The sequence below is a fragment of the Bacillus sp. D48C genome, assembly GCF_053345735.1.
Map to the genome: position 1 here is coordinate 130323 of NZ_JBKFAQ010000009.1, position 18829 is coordinate 149151.

Consider the following 18829-nt stretch of genomic DNA (forward strand, 5'->3'; position numbering starts at 1 on the left):
ATACGCGACACAAAAATCACATTACTTTAACTGTATGGAGCCTATATACTTTTATGCAAACATGAAACAAAATATCATACTTTTCGTTCCTGAATAAACATATTTAATAACGCGGACATTTTATTTGCACCTTTTTTATTCATATGATCACTATCATAAAAATCATCCTCACAAAATAATGGCGAATCAAATAGATCTATGATTTGAAAAGAATATTGAGTTTGAAACTCATTTATAACTTTATAAAAATCTTCTTTTAATTTCTTACTACTACAATTGAAATAATGTGAAGTAACAGGGAATACAACAATTAATGGCTTTATATCGTTTTTTAATAGTAATTCTAAATATTTCTTAAAAATCATTTTATTTTCAACTAAAGTATGAGGATACGCCAATTTAGCGTGTGAAGCTGCTCTTATTTTCCCGTGTTCTTCAAAAGGAATGTAAAGAGGAGTAGTATTCCATTCAGCATTTATCCAAGGCAGTACCAATGATTCATCTTTTAGTTCATCTAATAAAATATATTCAAAATGCAAATTAAAAATAGAAAGAAGTGGTTTCGGAGTATTTAGATGTGAGAATCCATCAGTGGGTAGAGGAGAATGAACTACAGTATGATGACCATCTTGAAACAATGGATAATATACTTTGTGAATTCTATATGATTCAGATGATAACGACATATCAAAGAAAAACGAAAAATAGGCTATTCCTATTAAACAATATTGAAATGAATGAGTGTTTGATAGAAGTTGTGACGCTATTAAATAATCATAGTATAGATCTTGCGATGGAAGTGTTAATTTTATTGACTTTTTTGAGAGGAGCTCCGTACTTATGCCACAATGTGGATAAGACAAACCGGTAGCAAACAATTCATACGTCGGATCACTCTTTGCTTTTTTCATAGAAATGTATAAAGACATAAGCTCTGGATTTATTTGATAGATAGAAATTAATTTATCCTTCCATTCATACATGTATTTTGTTAAATTAATAATTTTTGAACTTTGCACGCCCCTATTTATCAAGTCATTTGTAAGTTTTTCTGCTTCCACTCTCCAAATGACTATATATTGAAAAGAATTTTCTATTCGAACAACATCTGAAACGTCTACAACATGAACTATTGTTTTACATTTATTTTTGTCTAATGTATTTCGAATCCTCTCCCCGGATAATTCATCACTTAAAACAATGATTTTATACTGCTCCTTCATGTACATCCCCTCCATTATATGTATAATATGAAATTCATTTTTAATTCGTAACAATCATATACACCTGCAATCTAACAAAAAAATAGCTCCACCATTAGGCGTAGCTATTTTTACAATTATTGCTTATTCAAATCATATTCCTTTATCTAACTCATAAAGTTTACGATACTTTTCATTTTCTTTCAGAAGTTGTTTATGACTACCTTGCATGACAATTTGGCCACGATCAAGGAATATAACTTCGTCTACATGTTCTATTCCTACAAGATGGTGCGTAATCCAAATAACCGTCTTTTCTTCCGTTGCAGAAAACATTGTTTCAATTAAAGACAATTCTGTTTTCGGATCTAAACCGATAGTCGGTTCATCAAGTACAATGATGGGTGTTTCTTGCATAAGAGTTCTAGCAAAAGCAACCCTTTGTCTTTCACCACCAGAAAACCGCTTTCCCATTTCATGCATTTTTGTTTGTAATCCGTCCGGAAGAGAAGTAATATGTGAAGCTAATTGTGCTTTCTCTAAAGCTTTCCATATCTCTTCGTCCGTCGCCTCTGGTTTGCCAATTCGTACATTATTTCCAATTGTCGTATCAAACAAATGGGGCTTTTGATTTAATACAGAAATATATTTAGATAAAAGATTCGTATGAGCTCGTTCACCATTCAATACAACTTGGCCGTTTACTGGGCTTAACGCCCCTGTTAACAATTTTAGTAAAGTAGATTTCCCTGTCCCACTTCTGCCTAAAATAGCAATTTTCTTCCCTGCTTTTATTTGTAATGATACGTCTTTTAATACAATCTCATTACTATCTGGATAACTATACGATACGTGATTCAGTTCAATATCTACATGTCTTGGTTCAACGTAATCATTATCTCCATACAAATCCATTTTATCATGTAAAACAATATCACTTTCTACGCCATTAAGACGATGGGTAGATTCTACATACGACGGGATTCGATCGATGGCATCTGCAATAGGAATAAGCGCATTCGTTACAGATAAAGTCATTAATACGAAAGCTGCGATAACTGTAGGAGTAATTTGCTCACTTGCCGCTTCATTTCCAGTCCATATAATCATCGAAATAACTACAATACCTACTACTGATTGAATGATACTGTCCCGAATATGATACCAGCGTTTCACTCTCTTTTCGATTTTTAACAACTGATCATTTTGTTTTACATACTCATTAATAAATTCACCTTTACGACCACTTGCCTGCCAATCAGATAATCCAAAAACAGCATCCGTCAGTTGTTGATACAAACGGCTTCTGCCTTGCTTTAAAGTAACATGGTGTTTCTTCATCAAAAGTAATGATACAAATGGAAGAAGAAACACGATAATAGCTAACATACAACCTACAATAAGTGCAAACACAAGGTCAAATGCACCGATAACAAGTACGAAGATACTATAAACAACTAGCGCTAATATACTAGGAAATATTGTACGTAAATATAGGTTTTGCAAATGCTCTATATCTTCGGATAACACTCCTAACATATCACCCGTTTGAAATCGAGAACGGAAAAATAACGCCTGTGGTTCTACTATTCTATATAGCTTCGTTCTCATTTTTTCTAATATACGTAGTACGACATCATGTCCGACTAAGCGCTCTATATAATGAAACACAGCTTGCCCTATACTAAACGCTCTTGTTGCAACAATAGGAACATATACAGCCATTACATTTTCTGGTCTAAGGGCAGATTTTGAGATTAAATAACCTGAAATAAAAAGTAACATCGCTCCTGAACTAACTCCAAGAAGACCAAGGAAAATAGTTAAAGTCATTCTACCTTTATTTTGTTTTATATAAGGTTTAACCCAGTTACTCATTTCTCTCCCCTCTCTTCCCTATGAAAATGTAATGTCTCACTCTCTAAAAGTTCTTCATACGTCCCACTTTCTTTCATTTCCCCTTTATTTAAAATAAGGATATGGTCCATTTGTTTCATCCAATGTAGACGGTGAGTTGCTAAAAATACTAACTTTCCATTAAATAGACGTAACATCGCTTGCTTTATTTCAAATTCGGTTTCAATATCAAGATGTGCCGTAGGCTCATCTAATAAAATGATTGGTTTTTTACTTAAAAGTGCACGCGCCATAGCTACACGCTGTTCTTGTCCGCCACTTAGCATACGTCCACCTTCCCCAATTCTTTCGTGCATCCCATTTGGAAGTGATGTAACGAGTGAACGAAGGCCGACTTCATTAATAACTCTTTCAACTTCTTCATCTGTTGCTTTTGTTTCATAAAAACGAATGTTATCCTTTAATGAAAGCGGAAAAATATAAGGTTGCTGCGGAATGTAAGCAATATTTTTTTGCCAATCTTCACGAGTAGATCCATCAACTTCTAGACCATTTACTAACATCTTTCCACTCGAAGGAGATAAAAACCCGGCTAATACGTCGATTAACGTCGATTTCCCCGCACCACTTTCACCAATAACACCAATAGCACCGTTACCTTCCCAAGTAAAATTAATCCTTTCTAATATAGCCTTCTCAGATTCAGTATTATTAACTTTGATATCTTGTAATTTCAAGCTACTAGAGGCATTCCATACTATATCTTCATTTAAATCTTTCTTTTCTATTCCTTTTTGTTGTTGCAAAATCTCTTCTATTTGCTCCATCGCAATTTGTCCATCTAATGTCGCATGATAATTTGCTCCCACTTGTTTAATCGGCAGAAAATATTCCGGAGCTAAAATCAAAATTGTAAGGGCTGGTAATAGTATAATCGTTCCATCTATTAAGCGTATCCCTAATCCAACTGCCACAAACGCGATTGATAAACTCGTAAAGAAATCTAATGCAAAAGAAGAAAGAAAAGCAACTCGCAAAGTACGCATCGTTGCTTTTCTATATCTTTTACTTACTTTTTCAATCTTTCCTTCGTGCTGTTCACTTTTCCCTAAATACTTTAATGTTTCTAAACCTTTTAACGTATCTACAAAATGGTTCGAAAGTACACGATATATCTCATACTGACTATCTGCCATTTTTTGCGCTGCTAATCCGAGAAGAATCATAAATATGATCACGATAGGAATCGTTACAACTAAAATGATTCCAGACTCAATATCTAGCGTAAAAACATATAGTACAATTAGACCTGGAACGATACTGCTTCTAATCATTTTAGGAATCGTTAATTCAATATATGTTTTAAATTTCTCAATCCCCTCAATTGATAAGGTAACCAGATGACCAGTTCCAACCGTTTGAACATACCTTGGACCTAATGTGAAATATGCCTCTATCAATTGTTTTCTTAGTAACGACCCTGTTTTTTCGGCAAAACGTTCCACTAATATTTGTGATGTTCGAACTACTATGTGACGCGCTGCAAACGCGATACCAAAATAAACAATTTCACTTAATATTGTTTGTACTGTCTCTCCATGAAATAAAAACGTAATAGCTCGTGCTAAAAAGATTGTTTGCGCAATAATACTAAAAGCTTCTAAAATACTAATAATCGTTAACGCTACATATAAAATACGGCTACCGGGATAAGACGGAAGTCCTCTTTTTCTTTTCATTAGTACTCCAAATCGTTGTCTGACTTAACAGGTTGTCTAAATACATAATAACTCCATATTTGACTTCCGATAACGAAAGGCAAAATAGCAATCGCAAAGTAAGTCATAAGTTTTAATGCATAAGCTCCTGATGCTGCGTTGTAAATTGTCAAATCATTCATTGCTCCTAAAGAGCTAATCATAACACGTGGGAACATACCGATAAATACACTCGCACTTAGTAAAATGATTGTTAAACTCGTCATAAAGAAAGCCCAACCATCTCTTCTTCTTTTATTTAATAAAGTGGACACTAATAGTGCTACAAAAGCTCCGATTGGTACCATAATCCATTCTGTTCCATGAGCAGTGAAAATGTCGGTTTTCCATAACCCCACACCAGCAAAAACAAGAAGTGTAATTAATGAAAATGGTGCAATTTTTATTGCAGCAATTCGTGCACGTTCTCTCAATTTACCAGTTGTACGTATCGTAAGAAATTGTAATCCGTGAACAATACATAGTAGGAGAAACATTACTCCCCCAAGTAACGCAAATGGATGAAGTAATTGCAGGAATCCACCTACAACATTTTTACTCTCATCAATAGGTACACCTACCATAAAGTTTGCAATCGCAACTCCCCAAAGGATAGGAGGTAACATACTTCCAATAAACATCCCCCAATCCCACGCACTCTTCCATTTATGATTATCTATTTTCGCACGAAATTTAAAGGAAACACCTCTTAAAATTAAAGCAAGAAGCATAAATACAAACGGAATATAAAAACCACTAAATAAAGTTGCATACCAGTGCGGAAATGCCGCAAACATGGCTCCACCAGCACAAACAAGCCATACTTCATTCGCGTGCCAGAACGGTCCTATTGTATTTAAGTAAACTCGTTTTTCAAAATCATTCTTTCCTAAAAACCTCGAAACCATTCCTACCCCAAAGTCGAAACCTTCCAGTACGAAGAATCCAACAAATAAGATTGCAATAACTAAAAACCATAACTCATTAAGAGATAACATACTCTTCCTCCTTATCAAATGGATCATGGCTTTGATAATCCTTTTTCGTTTTCTTATTCGTGTGGCCCTTAATGGTACGAACAAATAAGTACACACAAATTCCACCCATAATTAAATACATTGATGTGAATGAAATAAGTGAGAATAATACTTCACCGAATGTTACATTTGGTGATACAGCATCTTCTGTTTTCATTACACCAAATACAACCCAAGGTTGACGACCCATTTCAGTCATAATCCACCCTACTGTATTACCGATGAATGGAAGAGAAATTGCATACACCATTAATTTTAAATACCACGTTTTTTCAGCTAAACGATCTTTTCTTGATAAGAACCATCCGTAAGCTCCTAGAAGAAGCATGAATGTTCCACTCATTACCATCGCTCTAAAACTCCAAAACATTGTATGCACTGGAGGAATATAATCCCCAGGTCCATATTTTTCTTCATATTGTTTTTGAATTTGATTCATCCCTTCAACTTGACCGCTAAACTTATCATACGATAATAGACTTAGCATATAAGGGATTTGAATTTCAAACGAATTTTCTTTCTTCTCTGTATCAATTTTCGAAAATACTGTAAATGGCGCTGGATCCTCACTTGTATTCCATAGTGCTTCAGCTGCCGCCATCTTCATTGGATGTGTCTTAATTAATTGTTGCGCTTGTGCATGACCGAAGAATAATACAAGCGCCGTTGTAATTGTTCCAACAATGATAGAAATGCGGAAAGATTTTTTAAATACTACAGTTTCTTGTCCTTTTGTAATTTTCCATGCACTTACACCCGCAATAAAGAATGCACCTGTTGCAATTGCTGCTGTAATTGTATGCGGGAATTGTACCCATAGTTGTGGGTTTTGAATAATGGCTAAGAAATCATTCATTTGTGCACGACCATCAGCTGCCATTTCATACCCGACAGGTGACTGCATAAATGCACTTGCAGTTAAAATCCAGAATGCTGATAACATCGTTCCAATTGAAAGGAGCCAAATACACATTAAGTGAATTCGCTTCGGTAATTTATCCTCACCGAATACCCATAAACCTAGGAATGTAGACTCAATGAAAAATGCCAGTAATCCTTCAATTGCAAGCGAGGGACCAAATACATCACCTACAAAACGTGAATACGTTGACCAGTTCATACCAAACTGAAATTCTTGTAAAATACCTGTTACTACACCTACTGCAAAGTTAATAAGGAATAATTGCGTCCAAAACTTTGCCATCTTCTTATATACTTCTTGCCCTTTTACCACATACAACGTTTGCATGATCGCAATAATAAAAGCTAAACCAATTGACAGCGGAACAAAAAAGTAATGGAAAATCGTTGTTGATGCGAACTGTATTCGTGCCAATTCGAGCGTTTCCATACTAAAATCACTTCCTTCATAGTTTTTATAATAAAAGTTAATTGAGCAATCTTATCAAACTCAATTATTAAGAAATACGAAAAGACAAAAACATTTTGTATGTATTGTCGAAAAATATGAAGTTTCAGTTTTTCAAACTATTGCAATGCTAATTTTTACCTTTTCACTATTTCTGTAGTGTTTTATTCGTTAATCGAATTGTATAATATACCTGCATAGTAAATTCAGGTTATTTTTGACGTATTATTGACATCATTTTGTCTGAAATATGTCTTTTGTCATTTTTTTGAATCAGATTTTTTTCATTAGCAAAATGTGTTTTTTCAATATACTTCTTACTTTTATATCTATAAAACAATCGTTTTTTCTTCATACACTTGACTTTCAACCGAAAAAATGTCCTCGAAACTACCCTCGATAAATGCTTATTTTTTGTCAAGAGAAAAATGTATTTTCAAAATTCAAACTCGAAATAATGTTATTCAAAAATAGAAAACAACTTCCCTCTCCCTCGACTAAAAGTTCATTTTTTTGTCATTTTTCCATAACAAATAAAAAACTGAGAGTCAATTAGACTCCCAGTTTTTTTATTTATTTTGCTGTATGTTTTCTAACGGCTGGTAATATTTCAGTAGCAATTAATTCAATATTTTTCTCAATTTTATCAAATGGTACACCGCCAAAATCAATTTGTGCCATAAAGCGTTGTTGGCCAAACAATTCATATTGGTAAAGCATTTTCTCAATGATTTGTTGTGGGCTACCAACCATTAAAGCATCACGGTAATCTATTGCATTTGTAAATTGCTGTTTCGGATACCCACCACCGCGCAGTGTAAGCATACCAGCATTAATGTGAGGATAATATTCACTAAGTGCATCTTGTGAATTTTTTGCCGTATAAAATAAACTCGTTGTCGCAACTGGTAAACTAGCTGGATCAAATCCACTTTGCTGAGCAGCCTCGCGGTAAGCATCTACTGACACTTTAAAGTTAATTGCTGGACCACCAAGTGTTGTTATCATCATTGGCACACCTGCACGTCCTGCTTTAATTGCACTAGCTGGTGGACCTCCAACTGCACGCCAAATTGGTAAGTTATTATTTTTCGCTCTTGGAATAACCGATGCATGTGCGAGCGGTGCTCTGAACTGTCCATTCCATGTTACATGTTCCTCGTTATTAATTTTTAATAAAAGATCCATCTTCTCTTCAAATAATTCTTCATAATCATTCACGTCATAACCAAGTAAACTATATCCTCCAATACGAGATCCACGACCAGCTACGATTTCAGCACGACCATTAGAAATCAAGTCAATGGTAGCGAAATCCTCATATACTCGAACTGGGTCAGATGTACTTAATATCGTTGCGGAACTTGCAATTTTTATATTTTTCGTAGCTTGCGCGACCGCACCTAAAATAACTGTATGAGCTTGCGTTGTAAAATGCGTTTGATGACTTTCACCTACAGCAAACACATCAAGCCCTGCCTCATCTGCTAACTTAGCTGTTTCAATTAGTTCGTGAATTCTTTTTTCTGGCGTAACTTTCTCCCCATTATGTGGATTTAATACATGATCGCCAATTGAATATAACCCAAACTCAATTCCTTTTCTTGTATCTATACGGTATTTTTCCATAGTTACTCTCCCCTTTAATAAAGTAGTATTAGTTTTTCTTCTAAAAACGTTGGTAAGTCAAGTATATCTCCGTATTACCTATCTCATCACTTGATTAGTCAATTGATGATGTAAAAAAAATTACTCTTGCGGTAATTCTTTTTTTTCGCTATGCTTATGAACTTTCGTCATCAGCTCGTATAATATTTTCTGCTCTTCTTCATTTAATACATCATCAAAAAACGAAGATTGAAATGCAAGTTGCTCTGGCAATGCTCTCTCTAAAGCTGCTTCTCCTTGCTCTGTAAGACTAATTGTTTTCGTTTTCCAATCTTGTTTTCGTACAATATATCCTTCTTTTTCAAGACGAGTTAACATTCGAGAAATGCCACCTTGTGTAACAGTTACCTTTTCAGCTAACTCCATTTGTGTTAGTGGTTGATACGTACGTATTTGCAAAAGCACATCAAATTGAGCTGTCGTTAAATCAAAACGTTTTAAAAACTCATTTGACATTTGATTACTTTGGTTCGTAAATCGTATTAAACGTAACCATATTAATGATCCTATCGTATTATCACGCATGTTTCATCACTTCCTAGCGTTCATCTTACTATCACTTTACCACTCAAGTGATGGTAATGCAAGTGAAAAAGTATTCGACATTATATTACGTATCCACTAAACCAATCTATATAACTCCTGAATCACCAATAAACAAACAAGAGTGCTTAGATAAACCCTTTAGGTTTCCTAACACTCTGATATCTTTGTAGATTTTAGGGTATGAAAATAATAAATAATTATTGAATAAATGTAAAAAACTAAAAAATGAATATTCATAATCACTCTTATAGCGTAATATAACACTGGTTATACCCTTATCCTATCTACTACAATATCCTTATGTACGGCTAATTACATTTGTGAAGGTATGTAAAATGAATTCAAGTTAATCATTTATTAATTACAAATATTCTTATTAATGAATTTCTGATTTATCTATTTTCAGAAAATTGATGGATTATTTAACGATGTGAATCCTAGAAACGAGCCAAAATCTATTCAAAAAATGGAGTATAGTTGTAATTACAGCTGTGTTATTGATTTCCCAATTGAGTTAGTTATCTCAACTGCACATAAGAGCTGAAGCACCTTCAAATTCTACTGTATTTCATAAATTAATGCCTAAATATTTAATAACCAATTTTAATTTTGATATGGATGCATCAGCTGTTACGATAACGCAGTAATTGAAAATCTCTTTGGAATCATGAAGTCTGAATTTCTATACCGAAAAGAATTTAAAAATATAGACCACTTTAAACACGAACTAACAAAGTACATAGCGTACTATAATCATAAAAGAATTAAGGCAAAACTAAAAGGCATGAGTCCGATACAATATCGGATTCATGCCCAAGAAGCTACCTAATGAAATAATGAAATTTATCTATATTTTTAATGCATTAATCAAATCTTTTATCAATTTTTCCTCATCATTTTTTAATTCTTCTAGCCTATCTACAATTTTCAAAATAATATCATTATCTTTTACTAAGCTATATTTAACAAACATATTGCGTATAATTAATGCTCGATCTTCAATTTTCTTTGCATCTTGATATATTTTCGTTTCTATTATTTGATTTTCTAACATAAAGTTAATCCGGGAGGCCATAACCTTTTTATGCTCCCACAAAATATGTGTATTTCTTATATCTATATATACCTCTCCCTGGATTAATGCTTCGAAGTAATTATAAAGTTGCTTATAAGATTCCATACCATAAAATCTTTCCCAGGGTTCCAATAACATACTAAACTTCTCAGAAGTATTTCTCGAATGAAGATAATCTTCCAAAGATTCAATCACTAATTTTTTATTAAATTCATATTCTCCTTCTGGATTAAACTTATATAAGTAAACTTGATTACATTCATTCTCTATATTCTCTAGGTATAAATAGGATTTTCTAAATTCAGAAAAACTTACTTTTGAACTCTTAAAAGAAACATTCTTATTAAACCCTAATACATCAAACGTCTCTGAATTTATGTCATAACCATATACTAATATATCATGAGAAAAATGTCTCTTTTTATAGGTACGTCTATCCGGAATATAATATTCATCTACATTCAAATACACATAATAATTTTCATTCAGGGACTTTATTACAAAATCTATTATGTCCTGATTTGTAAATTTAATTAAATCTCTTTGTAGCTTCTGTACTTTTAACCATGGACAAATAGTATGATCATACATATAAAAACAAAATGGTACCGGTGATTTAAATTCCTTATCAAATGCTACTTGAATGTAATTACTATAGAACCATGGATACGCTTCTTCGTGATTTAAGATAATGGCTAATGGATAGGCGTAAAATTGATATCCATAAACTGGTGGTTTTTCTATTGGCAACTTTTTTTTACCCATTATTTTCTCCTATTCAATTAGTTTTTTTAAAGGGAAAAATTCAGAAATTAGAAACAGTGGTTCTTTTTCACTGTTAATAGTATAGGTTTTCCCTAAAATTTTGTCTTCACACCCTATTTGAAGATGTTTAGCCATCCCCTCTTCTTGATATATATTTACATTTTCAATTTTCCTACTGGTATCTAGCTTATACTTATCTAAAATTTTTCCGATTGGCTCAACCCCTTTTATCAAATCTTCCATAACTTCTTTTTGAAACTTTTCTATAAATACAATAGAAATGGCATATAAGAATATTTCGCCTGTTTCTTCACTTTCTAAAGTTGCTTCTCTAACTAGGAAATAATCAGGTAATTTTGTATTAAATACTTTTAGTATAGGCAGATCTGTATTCTGCCGTATTAAATTCACTTTTATAATAGTATTATGGTATATTTCTAGTAATTCAGTCATCGAAGATTTAGTATATGTCACTAGTCGCCCATAACTACTTAGTTCGTATTCTTTTATATGCACACGGCATTCTCTCCTAATTTTTATTTTTTTGAATTAAATACTTTCCGATTACTAAATAATCCAAATCTATATTTAAAAAGCATTTAATAGCATCATTTGGTGATTCAACTATCGGTTCTCCATTATCATTAAATGAAGTATTCAAAAGAATTGGAATACCTGTTAAATTTTTAAACTCAGAAATTAATTTATGAAAATTCAGATTCATATCCTTTGATACTGTTTGCATTCTTCCAGTCCCATCAATATGAGTAATTGAAGGTACATCCTTTTGTTTAGAATTATGGATTTTCGGAACAAACAACATATAGTAAGAACTTTCTTTCATAGAAAAATATTTATCTTGTTCTTCTTCTAAAACAGCAGGTGCAAATGGTCGAAACGGTTCTCTATGCTTAATTCTTGTATTTATAAGGTCCTTCATATCATTATATCTAGGATCTGCTAATATACTACGATTTCCTAATGCTCTTGGACCTACTTCTGATTTCCCCTGAAACCACCCTATAATATTTTTATCACTAATTAATTTAGCAACCGTTTTATGCAAATTTTTTGGTTCTGATACTATTATTGATTCTTTATATTGTTCTAGAGACTGTTTTATTTCTATTTCAGTGTATTCCTTTCCTAAGTACGGAGAAAAATCTGTTTTAGAGGGATTCCTATGCTTTCCTCCTAAAGCATAATACCCATAAAGGGCCGCTCCAATTCCAGTACCGGTATCACCTGTTGCAGGCATTACAAATATATTTTCAAAAGGAGTATTCTCTAAAACTTTATAGTTTACAACACTATTTAAAGCTACACCTCCAGAAATACATAAGTTTTTTATTTGAGTTTTTTCATATAAATAATTGCAAAGTTTAATTACAATATCCTCAGTATGATATTGAACTGCAAAAGCAAAATCAGCTTTTGCTTGCTCCAATCTCTTAAGCGTTTTCATATTTTCCAATACGTGATTTATGTACTGTTCCATTTCTCTCTGTTGCTCTAAGCTTTGATTGAAATTCCCATTTATATCACAATTATAGAATTTATAAAATTCCTTCACATATTTGTCCGTACCATAAGGAGCTAAGCCCATTGTTTTACCAGGTTCAATATAACCCTGTGAGTTAAATCCTATGCTATTAGTAACTATTCCATAAAAAAATCCTAATGAATTTGTATAAACCTGTTCATAATCCTCACCTACTACTTCGCCTTTAATATCCTTTAAAGTAGAAATCTGAGATCCTTCTCCTAAATAATATGTTATTGTTTCTCCAAATATTTGATTCTTACTATTTATTTGGCTCCCTCCACCATCTAAAACTAAAATAGCTGATTTTTCAAATTTCGATGGATAAAATACACTAGCTGCATGACTAAGATGATGACTAATTAACTTAACTTTTTTTCTATATTTAAGGTAATAACCAGGTGTTAGATAATCATTTGCCACTATTAAATCTACATCATCAATAGAAATTCCTTCCGAATCTAAACAATATTTTGCAGCCTTACACCTCGAAACACGTTCACCTAGCTTATATGCATATTTAACCCGTACTAACCTTTCCTCTTCTACAGCAACCTTAATTTCACTATTATCAACTAAACATGCTGAAAAATCATGTAAAGATCCACCCAATCCTAAAACCTTCATTTTATTTTCCTCCTACTCTCCAGTTCTTCATTACCTAATCATTTTAAAATAGGTTTGTGAACTATTTTTAATGTGTAGCTTTAAAGCATTATTTGAGTTATAAAATTCCTCTAATGATATTTGATTATTTATAAATTTTACAAATAATTTGGGATCTAAGTGCTCAGAATATTTTTCACAGAAATAGTTCATATTTTTAGCCAAATTTTCAATTCTATTTTTACCAACTGGATGTTCCATGTGATAAACTTTAGCGTTTTTCTGATATATGAATCTAGCATTCTGATTATATAAGCGATATCCTAATTCAATATCTTCTCCCCCCCAACCAAGGAACTTTTCATCAAAATAATTTACCTTTTCTAACAACTTTTTACTAACCGAGGCATTTCGTGTTACAAAGCAGGTCCATGCAATATGCCCTCCATTTGGATGCCACCCAAACAATTTAAACGTTTGTTTGGCATAAAAATCTTCTCTAGCTGTTCCATTTAGTTGATTTATATCATTTAATAATGCATTATGTATGATTGTTTCTGTCCTATGAGAAGTTATATTCCCAAAAAATACATTATAACGGTCACCTACAACAACGACTTCATCTTTACTTTCTAAATGCGGTTTTATATGCTCGTATATAAATTGCGATCCAAATAAGATATCATCATCTAAAAAAATGATGATATCTCCTTTTGCCATTTTAATTCCTATATTCCTAGCTTTTGCAATAGATGCAGCTTCTCTTTCTGTATACTGCATATGTAGTTGCCCCTTATACAACTCTATTACTGACGTGTAATCCACAGTAGAACCGTTATTAACAATAACTACTTCAAAAAGAATCCCCCTGGTATTCTGTAGAGAAAGCGATTTCAAAGTATGCTGTATACGTTCGAGCTTGTTTCTTGTGATTAGTACAATGCTAGCAGCGATATTTGCCATGTTAATAAAACTCCTTTTATTTAGTTTCCAGAACTATTGTACGCTTTTAATCCCCTATTCCACACAAAACGTGTAATAATTAAAAGCACTATACTAATCCCAAAAGTAAGTATTCCCAATACAATATCTAATTTTCCAGTAACTATTTTTGCAGCAGGGCTAGCAACTAAAGCAATGGGGAACATATACTTGAAGATCATTCCTATTATGCCTTGATAAATATCATCTGGAAATCTAGCCATTATTATTGTACTTAAAAACATTCCTTCTCTATTTTGAATACTTGGCCACCAAAAAGCTGTAATGGTCCACATAAACCAAATACAGTAGTAAATAATCATTCCTGAAAATAAATAGAGAAAATATCCCAATAAATTAATTGAATTTAAAACATTGGACATTGAATTCATTCCAATAATTACAACTATCATCCCTGGAATTACATTCAATATTTGGGTATAATTCAAAGTTCTAAATGATGCGTAAAATTGAGAATCAATAGGCTTTATCAACAATAAATCCAGTCTTCCATCCATAATGTCATTTTGAAGCATACCCATATTATGTATCATTAAGAACATCATAATTGCATCAATAATCATATATGTCCCTACTAAAATTAACATTTCGGCCCATTGCCATCCCAATATATTTTCTACATTTAAATATATAGCTTTAAAGAATATTAATGGTACACTAATCCAAAGTAATCCTGATACAACCATAGCGAAAAAATTTGCTCGGTATTCTAAATCCTTTTGTAAACTTAATGTAGCTATTTTTTTAAAAACCTTTATTTTATTCATTTTATCCACCTACTTCCACATAATTTTTAACCCCTTTTCTCCAAATTACTCTCCCTAATATGAAAAATAATATTATCCAAATCAGTTGGACTATAAGTCCATGTACTATATAATCTTGACTAGCGGATCCAGTAATTATTTTTAATGGAAAAAATGCTAGATATGGAAAAGGTGTAAAATCTATTACCCTTACTATTGTATGTGGTAACAAATCTAGCGGAAAAAATCCTCCTGACAGTATAGTTATAATTAAATGCTTTACAAATAAAATATTTACCAGGTTATGTGCCCAGAATGCATAGCAGCCAATTATCCATGACAATAGAAACCATAGAGCCGCTGATCCTATAATTGCAATAATAAATATTATTATGGACTTTAAATCTAAAGATATACTAATATATTTTTTTAAAATTAGCATGATTATGGACAAAGGTATACAACCCAAGAAAAACTTTACAAACCTATCACCTATCATTTCAGAAACATAGTAAGCTTGAACATCAATTGGTTTCAATAACAGACTGCTTAATATTCCTTTATTTATTTTCTCATTCAAATCCCAATCTACCTGATACCAAATTAAATAGTTTATTATTCGAGCACCAATAAAATAAGTTATTAATTGATTAAGTGAATAATTAGCTACTGTATCTCCGTTTGCATAAATAGCTTTCCACATCAAAAACATTGCAACTGTGGGTAAAAAAGCTTCTAAAATCATATAGAATACCCCAAAACGATATTCTATTCCTCTAAGCCAACTTGTTTGTGCAATTTTAAAATAAGCATTTATTGGTATAGCTTTTTTCATGTGATTAACCCCTAATTAGCTGTTTGTTGGATTTTGAGTAAATTTTCTCTATTACGCCTTCTATTGAGATATTCTCTACTGTTAAGTCCTCTATAGGAAAAGAATTTAATAAAATTGTAGCTACATTTTTCATTTCATTTTTATTCACACATAATACCATTTTGTTTTGCTCTTGCAATGTAACTTTTGCTCCTAATCGTTCAATTTGTGATGAGGATATTTTTTCTTTAAAACTAACAGATATATACTTATTAACATCAAAATCTTTCATTATATCTGCTGTTAAACCGTTATATACTAAATTCCCTTTATTTAATATCATTAACTTCTCACAAAGATCTTGTATATCATCTAAATAATGACTTGTTAGCAGAATTGTAGCATTATAACGTTGATTATATTCTTTGAGAAAACCCCTAATTTTTTTTTGAGCAAACAAATCTAACCCTATAGTTGGTTCATCTAAAAACAGAACTTTAGGAGCATGAAGAAGAGCTGCAATCATTTCCATTTTCATTCTTTCACCAAGAGATAATTTTCTTGTTTGAACTTTGAGCAAATGCTCAACTTCTAATAAACCAGATAATTCTTCAAGCCGATTTTTATAATCCTTACTTGATATAGAATATAATTCCTTATTAAGTTCAAAAGTTTCCAATGGAGGTAAATCCCAAATTAGTTGTCCTCGATTTCCCATCATAATCGATATTTGTCTTCGATGTTCCAAACTTCTCTTCCACGGTACACATCCCATTATTTCAACTTCACCATGGGAGGGCGTTAAAATTCCCGTTAAGATTTTTAGAGTTGTAGTTTTACCTGCTCCATTAGGACCAATAAAACCAGCAAAATCTCCTTGTTTTAATTTAAAACTTAAATCATTAACCGCTATTTTCTGCTCGTACTTTCTATTTACCATAGATTTAATAGAACCAAGAAACCCAGGCTCCTTTCGATGAAAGCGATATTCTTTCTGAAGATTATTTACTTTTATTGAATACACACCTTTTCCTCCCCCCATAGTTCTTCTTATTATTTATTTAACTTTTCTATAATATAAGTAGTTAAAGATTCAACTGTGCTAACAAGATCGACACTAAGTTCTTCATCTGGAATTTCTATTTCAAATGTTTGTTCTATTTTCAATAAAATTTCTAAAACCATTATTGAATCTATATTATAATAATCAATTAAATTGCTATCGTTAGGGATTTCATTTGGTGAAATATTAGTTTCGGTTCCTTCTGTTACACCCTCAGCAATGATGTTTTTTAATACCTTTTGAATGTTTTCCATCTCAACATGTGTGTTCATTTTTATTAACCCCTTTTTTGTCTTTTATTTTTTATAATTAGATTATAAATTCTCTTTCAACGCTTGCCTTTTCACCTTACCTGTTGAAGTCTGCTCAAGTTTTTCTTGAAAAAATATCTTTCTAGGTACCTTATATGCTGATAAATACCTTCTGCAATGGGATAATATTTCTTCTTGCTTAGAAGGATGATTTAAAACTATATGGGCGACTGGTATTTCTCCTCTAATTGAATCTTCTTGTCCCACTACTACTGCTTCTTTAACAGCAGGATGAGTTTGAATAACCTCTTCAACTTCTAAAGGATTTACCTTCTTTCCGGATACATTAATAGTGAGTTTTTGCTTCCCATATATATAAAGATGACACTTTTCATCTAATATCCCTAAATCTCCAGTCTTAAAATACTCTTTTTTATCGATAATGGAATCCAAATTACCTTCACCATCTAGATAACCCATTGTCATACTTTTATTTTTGATCAGTATTTCGAAAATTTGTAACCCTTTTGATTCCACAGGATCTGAATAATTTAGTAATACACTTGTATCCGATATTACTTTTCCAACAGATGGTTGATTATATAGTTTATTTTCATACTTTTCATGTAAGATTGAAATGGCACCTGTTTCTGTCATACCGTATACATTGTTTAAATTTAATCCAATTAATTCCTCACACTTTGTTAACACTTCTTGGTTTAATATCCCTCCTGCGGTAAGAGCGTATCTCAAGTTTGTTAACTTACTTTTACAATGGCTTGCTAACATCTCATAATGAACTGGAAGTGCAATTAAAATTTCAATTTCCCTTTCTAAAATTACCTTCTCAATCTTTGTTGCGAGAGTTAACGCGGGTAAATAAGTTATTGTTACACCCGAAATTAATGGTGCAATAAACCCAAAAGCAAAACCATACGCATGGAATATTGGTGCAATAGACAGTATTCTTTCTTCTTCTTTTAAATCTAATGTTTTTTTAAGTTGTAAACCTTCATTTAATAATCGTTTCTCTGATTTCAAAACAGCTTTTGGAATATTGGTGGATCCCGATGATAAAAAGATAACTAAGTTCCCTTCATCAACACTTTTGTTCTTCTTAAAGAACAAATTTTGTGTTCTTAAATTAAATAGTCTTATGGGCTTCTCAAACTCCATTTTTTCTTCAATTACCATATCATCTTCTATATCTATTAGTTTTTTTGTATCTGTTATTAAAATACTTGGCTTATACATGTTGATAACAGTTTGAAATTCTTCACTTTTTGTATAAGGATCCAATAGTATAATTGGAATTTTCAAAGAACATAATGAAACGAAAAGTATTGAGAATCTATATGAATCTTTTAAACATAATCCTACTAATTTACTTTGAGATAACCCAATCTTAATAATCGTACTACGGCATTTTTCAATTTCTTCTATATACTCTTTGTAACTAACCTCTTTTTCGTCTCTTATAAAAGCGATGTGTTCTGGATTGTTCTTCTTGATCTGATTGTATATCACT

General features: G+C 32.1%; 16 protein-coding genes and 1 pseudogene. 1 reads left to right on the forward strand and 16 read right to left on the reverse strand.

What is annotated here, in order from left to right; all coding sequences use genetic code 11:
• Positions 1-74 precede the first annotated feature (74 nt).
• From ACLBXA_RS20880 to ACLBXA_RS20910, 7 genes are all read right to left on the reverse strand, one after another.
• Positions 75-1223, reverse strand: a complete 1149-nt coding sequence (locus ACLBXA_RS20880; protein ID WP_000664257.1) for a hypothetical protein — start codon at positions 1221-1223, stop codon at positions 75-77.
• Positions 1224-1355: 132 nt separating this feature from the next.
• Complete coding sequence (gene cydC / locus ACLBXA_RS20885) at positions 1356-3080, reverse strand: thiol reductant ABC exporter subunit CydC (RefSeq protein ID WP_063675229.1); 1725 nt, start codon at positions 3078-3080, stop codon at positions 1356-1358.
• Complete coding sequence (gene cydD / locus ACLBXA_RS20890) at positions 3077-4798, reverse strand: thiol reductant ABC exporter subunit CydD (protein ID WP_000824019.1); 1722 nt, start codon at positions 4796-4798, stop codon at positions 3077-3079. Before cydD ends, cydC begins: the two co-directional genes overlap by 4 nt.
• Positions 4798-5814: a cytochrome d ubiquinol oxidase subunit II gene (gene cydB / locus ACLBXA_RS20895; RefSeq protein WP_000950083.1), complete on the reverse strand. Its 1017-nt coding sequence runs from the start codon at positions 5812-5814 to the stop codon at positions 4798-4800. Before cydB ends, cydD begins: the two co-directional genes overlap by 1 nt.
• Positions 5801-7204, reverse strand: a complete 1404-nt coding sequence (gene cydA / locus ACLBXA_RS20900; protein ID WP_000448870.1) for a cytochrome ubiquinol oxidase subunit I — start codon at positions 7202-7204, stop codon at positions 5801-5803. Before cydA ends, cydB begins: the two co-directional genes overlap by 14 nt.
• Before the next feature lie 591 nt (positions 7205-7795).
• Entirely contained in the window at positions 7796-8851 is a 1056-nt protein-coding gene (locus ACLBXA_RS20905) for an LLM class flavin-dependent oxidoreductase (protein ID WP_000417553.1), read from the reverse strand.
• A 120-nt stretch (positions 8852-8971) separates the two neighbouring features.
• Entirely contained in the window at positions 8972-9415 is a 444-nt protein-coding gene (locus tag ACLBXA_RS20910; protein ID WP_001205523.1) for a MarR family winged helix-turn-helix transcriptional regulator, read from the reverse strand.
• A 646-nt stretch (positions 9416-10061) separates the two neighbouring features.
• On the opposite strand from ACLBXA_RS20910, the pseudogene ACLBXA_RS20915 reads away from it, so the two are divergent.
• A pseudogene (locus ACLBXA_RS20915) lies at positions 10062-10265 on the forward strand (IS3 family transposase); the annotation flags it as partial.
• 18 nt (positions 10266-10283) lie between these two features.
• Here the strand turns inward: ACLBXA_RS20915 and ACLBXA_RS20920 are convergent.
• The 9 genes from ACLBXA_RS20920 to ACLBXA_RS20960 are packed head-to-tail and all read right to left on the reverse strand — an operon-like array spanning position 10284 to position 18828.
• Positions 10284-11276 (reverse strand): hypothetical protein, encoded by a 993-nt coding sequence (locus ACLBXA_RS20920; protein ID WP_000516762.1) that lies wholly within the window; start codon positions 11274-11276, stop codon positions 10284-10286.
• A 9-nt stretch (positions 11277-11285) separates the two neighbouring features.
• Positions 11286-11792 (reverse strand): chorismate--pyruvate lyase family protein, encoded by a 507-nt coding sequence (locus ACLBXA_RS20925; RefSeq protein ID WP_000547679.1) that lies wholly within the window; start codon positions 11790-11792, stop codon positions 11286-11288.
• A 13-nt stretch (positions 11793-11805) separates the two neighbouring features.
• Positions 11806-13446 (reverse strand): carbamoyltransferase family protein, encoded by a 1641-nt coding sequence (locus tag ACLBXA_RS20930; protein ID WP_242297117.1) that lies wholly within the window; start codon positions 13444-13446, stop codon positions 11806-11808.
• Between the two features lie 30 nt (positions 13447-13476).
• Positions 13477-14388 (reverse strand): glycosyltransferase family 2 protein, encoded by a 912-nt coding sequence (locus tag ACLBXA_RS20935; protein ID WP_001273689.1) that lies wholly within the window; start codon positions 14386-14388, stop codon positions 13477-13479.
• A gap of 20 nt (positions 14389-14408) precedes the next feature.
• Positions 14409-15194, reverse strand: coding sequence for an ABC transporter permease (locus ACLBXA_RS20940; protein WP_001033633.1), 786 nt, complete (start codon positions 15192-15194; stop codon positions 14409-14411).
• Position 15195: 1 nt separating this feature from the next.
• Positions 15196-16008, reverse strand: a complete 813-nt coding sequence (locus ACLBXA_RS20945; RefSeq protein ID WP_000709301.1) for an ABC transporter permease — start codon at positions 16006-16008, stop codon at positions 15196-15198.
• A gap of 4 nt (positions 16009-16012) precedes the next feature.
• Positions 16013-17011: an ABC transporter ATP-binding protein gene (locus tag ACLBXA_RS20950; protein WP_000286890.1), complete on the reverse strand. Its 999-nt coding sequence runs from the start codon at positions 17009-17011 to the stop codon at positions 16013-16015.
• A gap of 29 nt (positions 17012-17040) precedes the next feature.
• The gene (locus tag ACLBXA_RS20955) at positions 17041-17322 is read right to left on the reverse strand and encodes an acyl carrier protein (RefSeq protein ID WP_001091896.1); all 282 of its coding nucleotides are present in this window, start codon (positions 17320-17322) and stop codon (positions 17041-17043) included.
• A gap of 42 nt (positions 17323-17364) precedes the next feature.
• Positions 17365-18828 carry a class I adenylate-forming enzyme family protein gene (locus tag ACLBXA_RS20960; protein ID WP_000639966.1) on the reverse strand — a complete coding sequence of 488 codons (1464 nt, stop codon included), beginning with the start codon at positions 18826-18828 and terminating at the stop codon, positions 17365-17367.
• Between the last annotated feature and the right edge of the window lies 1 nt (position 18829).

Coding starts and splice junctions, on each gene's coding strand:
- ACLBXA_RS20910 (WP_001205523.1), bottom strand. CDS start 9,415: ATGCGTGATAATACGATAGGATCATTAATATGGTTACGTTTAATACGA.
- ACLBXA_RS20940 (WP_001033633.1), bottom strand. CDS start 15,194: ATGAATAAAATAAAGGTTTTTAAAAAAATAGCTACATTAAGTTTACAA.
- ACLBXA_RS20955 (WP_001091896.1), bottom strand. CDS start 17,322: ATGAACACACATGTTGAGATGGAAAACATTCAAAAGGTATTAAAAAAC.
- ACLBXA_RS20880 (WP_000664257.1), bottom strand. CDS start 1,223: ATGAAGGAGCAGTATAAAATCATTGTTTTAAGTGATGAATTATCCGGG.
- ACLBXA_RS20945 (WP_000709301.1), bottom strand. CDS start 16,008: ATGAAAAAAGCTATACCAATAAATGCTTATTTTAAAATTGCACAAACA.
- ACLBXA_RS20905 (WP_000417553.1), bottom strand. CDS start 8,851: ATGGAAAAATACCGTATAGATACAAGAAAAGGAATTGAGTTTGGGTTA.
- ACLBXA_RS20920 (WP_000516762.1), bottom strand. CDS start 11,276: ATGGGTAAAAAAAAGTTGCCAATAGAAAAACCACCAGTTTATGGATAT.
- ACLBXA_RS20930 (WP_242297117.1), bottom strand. CDS start 13,446: ATGAAGGTTTTAGGATTGGGTGGATCTTTACATGATTTTTCAGCATGT.
- cydC (WP_063675229.1), bottom strand. CDS start 3,080: ATGAGTAACTGGGTTAAACCTTATATAAAACAAAATAAAGGTAGAATG.
- cydD (WP_000824019.1), bottom strand. CDS start 4,798: ATGAAAAGAAAAAGAGGACTTCCGTCTTATCCCGGTAGCCGTATTTTA.
- cydB (WP_000950083.1), bottom strand. CDS start 5,814: ATGTTATCTCTTAATGAGTTATGGTTTTTAGTTATTGCAATCTTATTT.
- ACLBXA_RS20935 (WP_001273689.1), bottom strand. CDS start 14,388: ATGGCAAATATCGCTGCTAGCATTGTACTAATCACAAGAAACAAGCTC.
- cydA (WP_000448870.1), bottom strand. CDS start 7,204: ATGGAAACGCTCGAATTGGCACGAATACAGTTCGCATCAACAACGATT.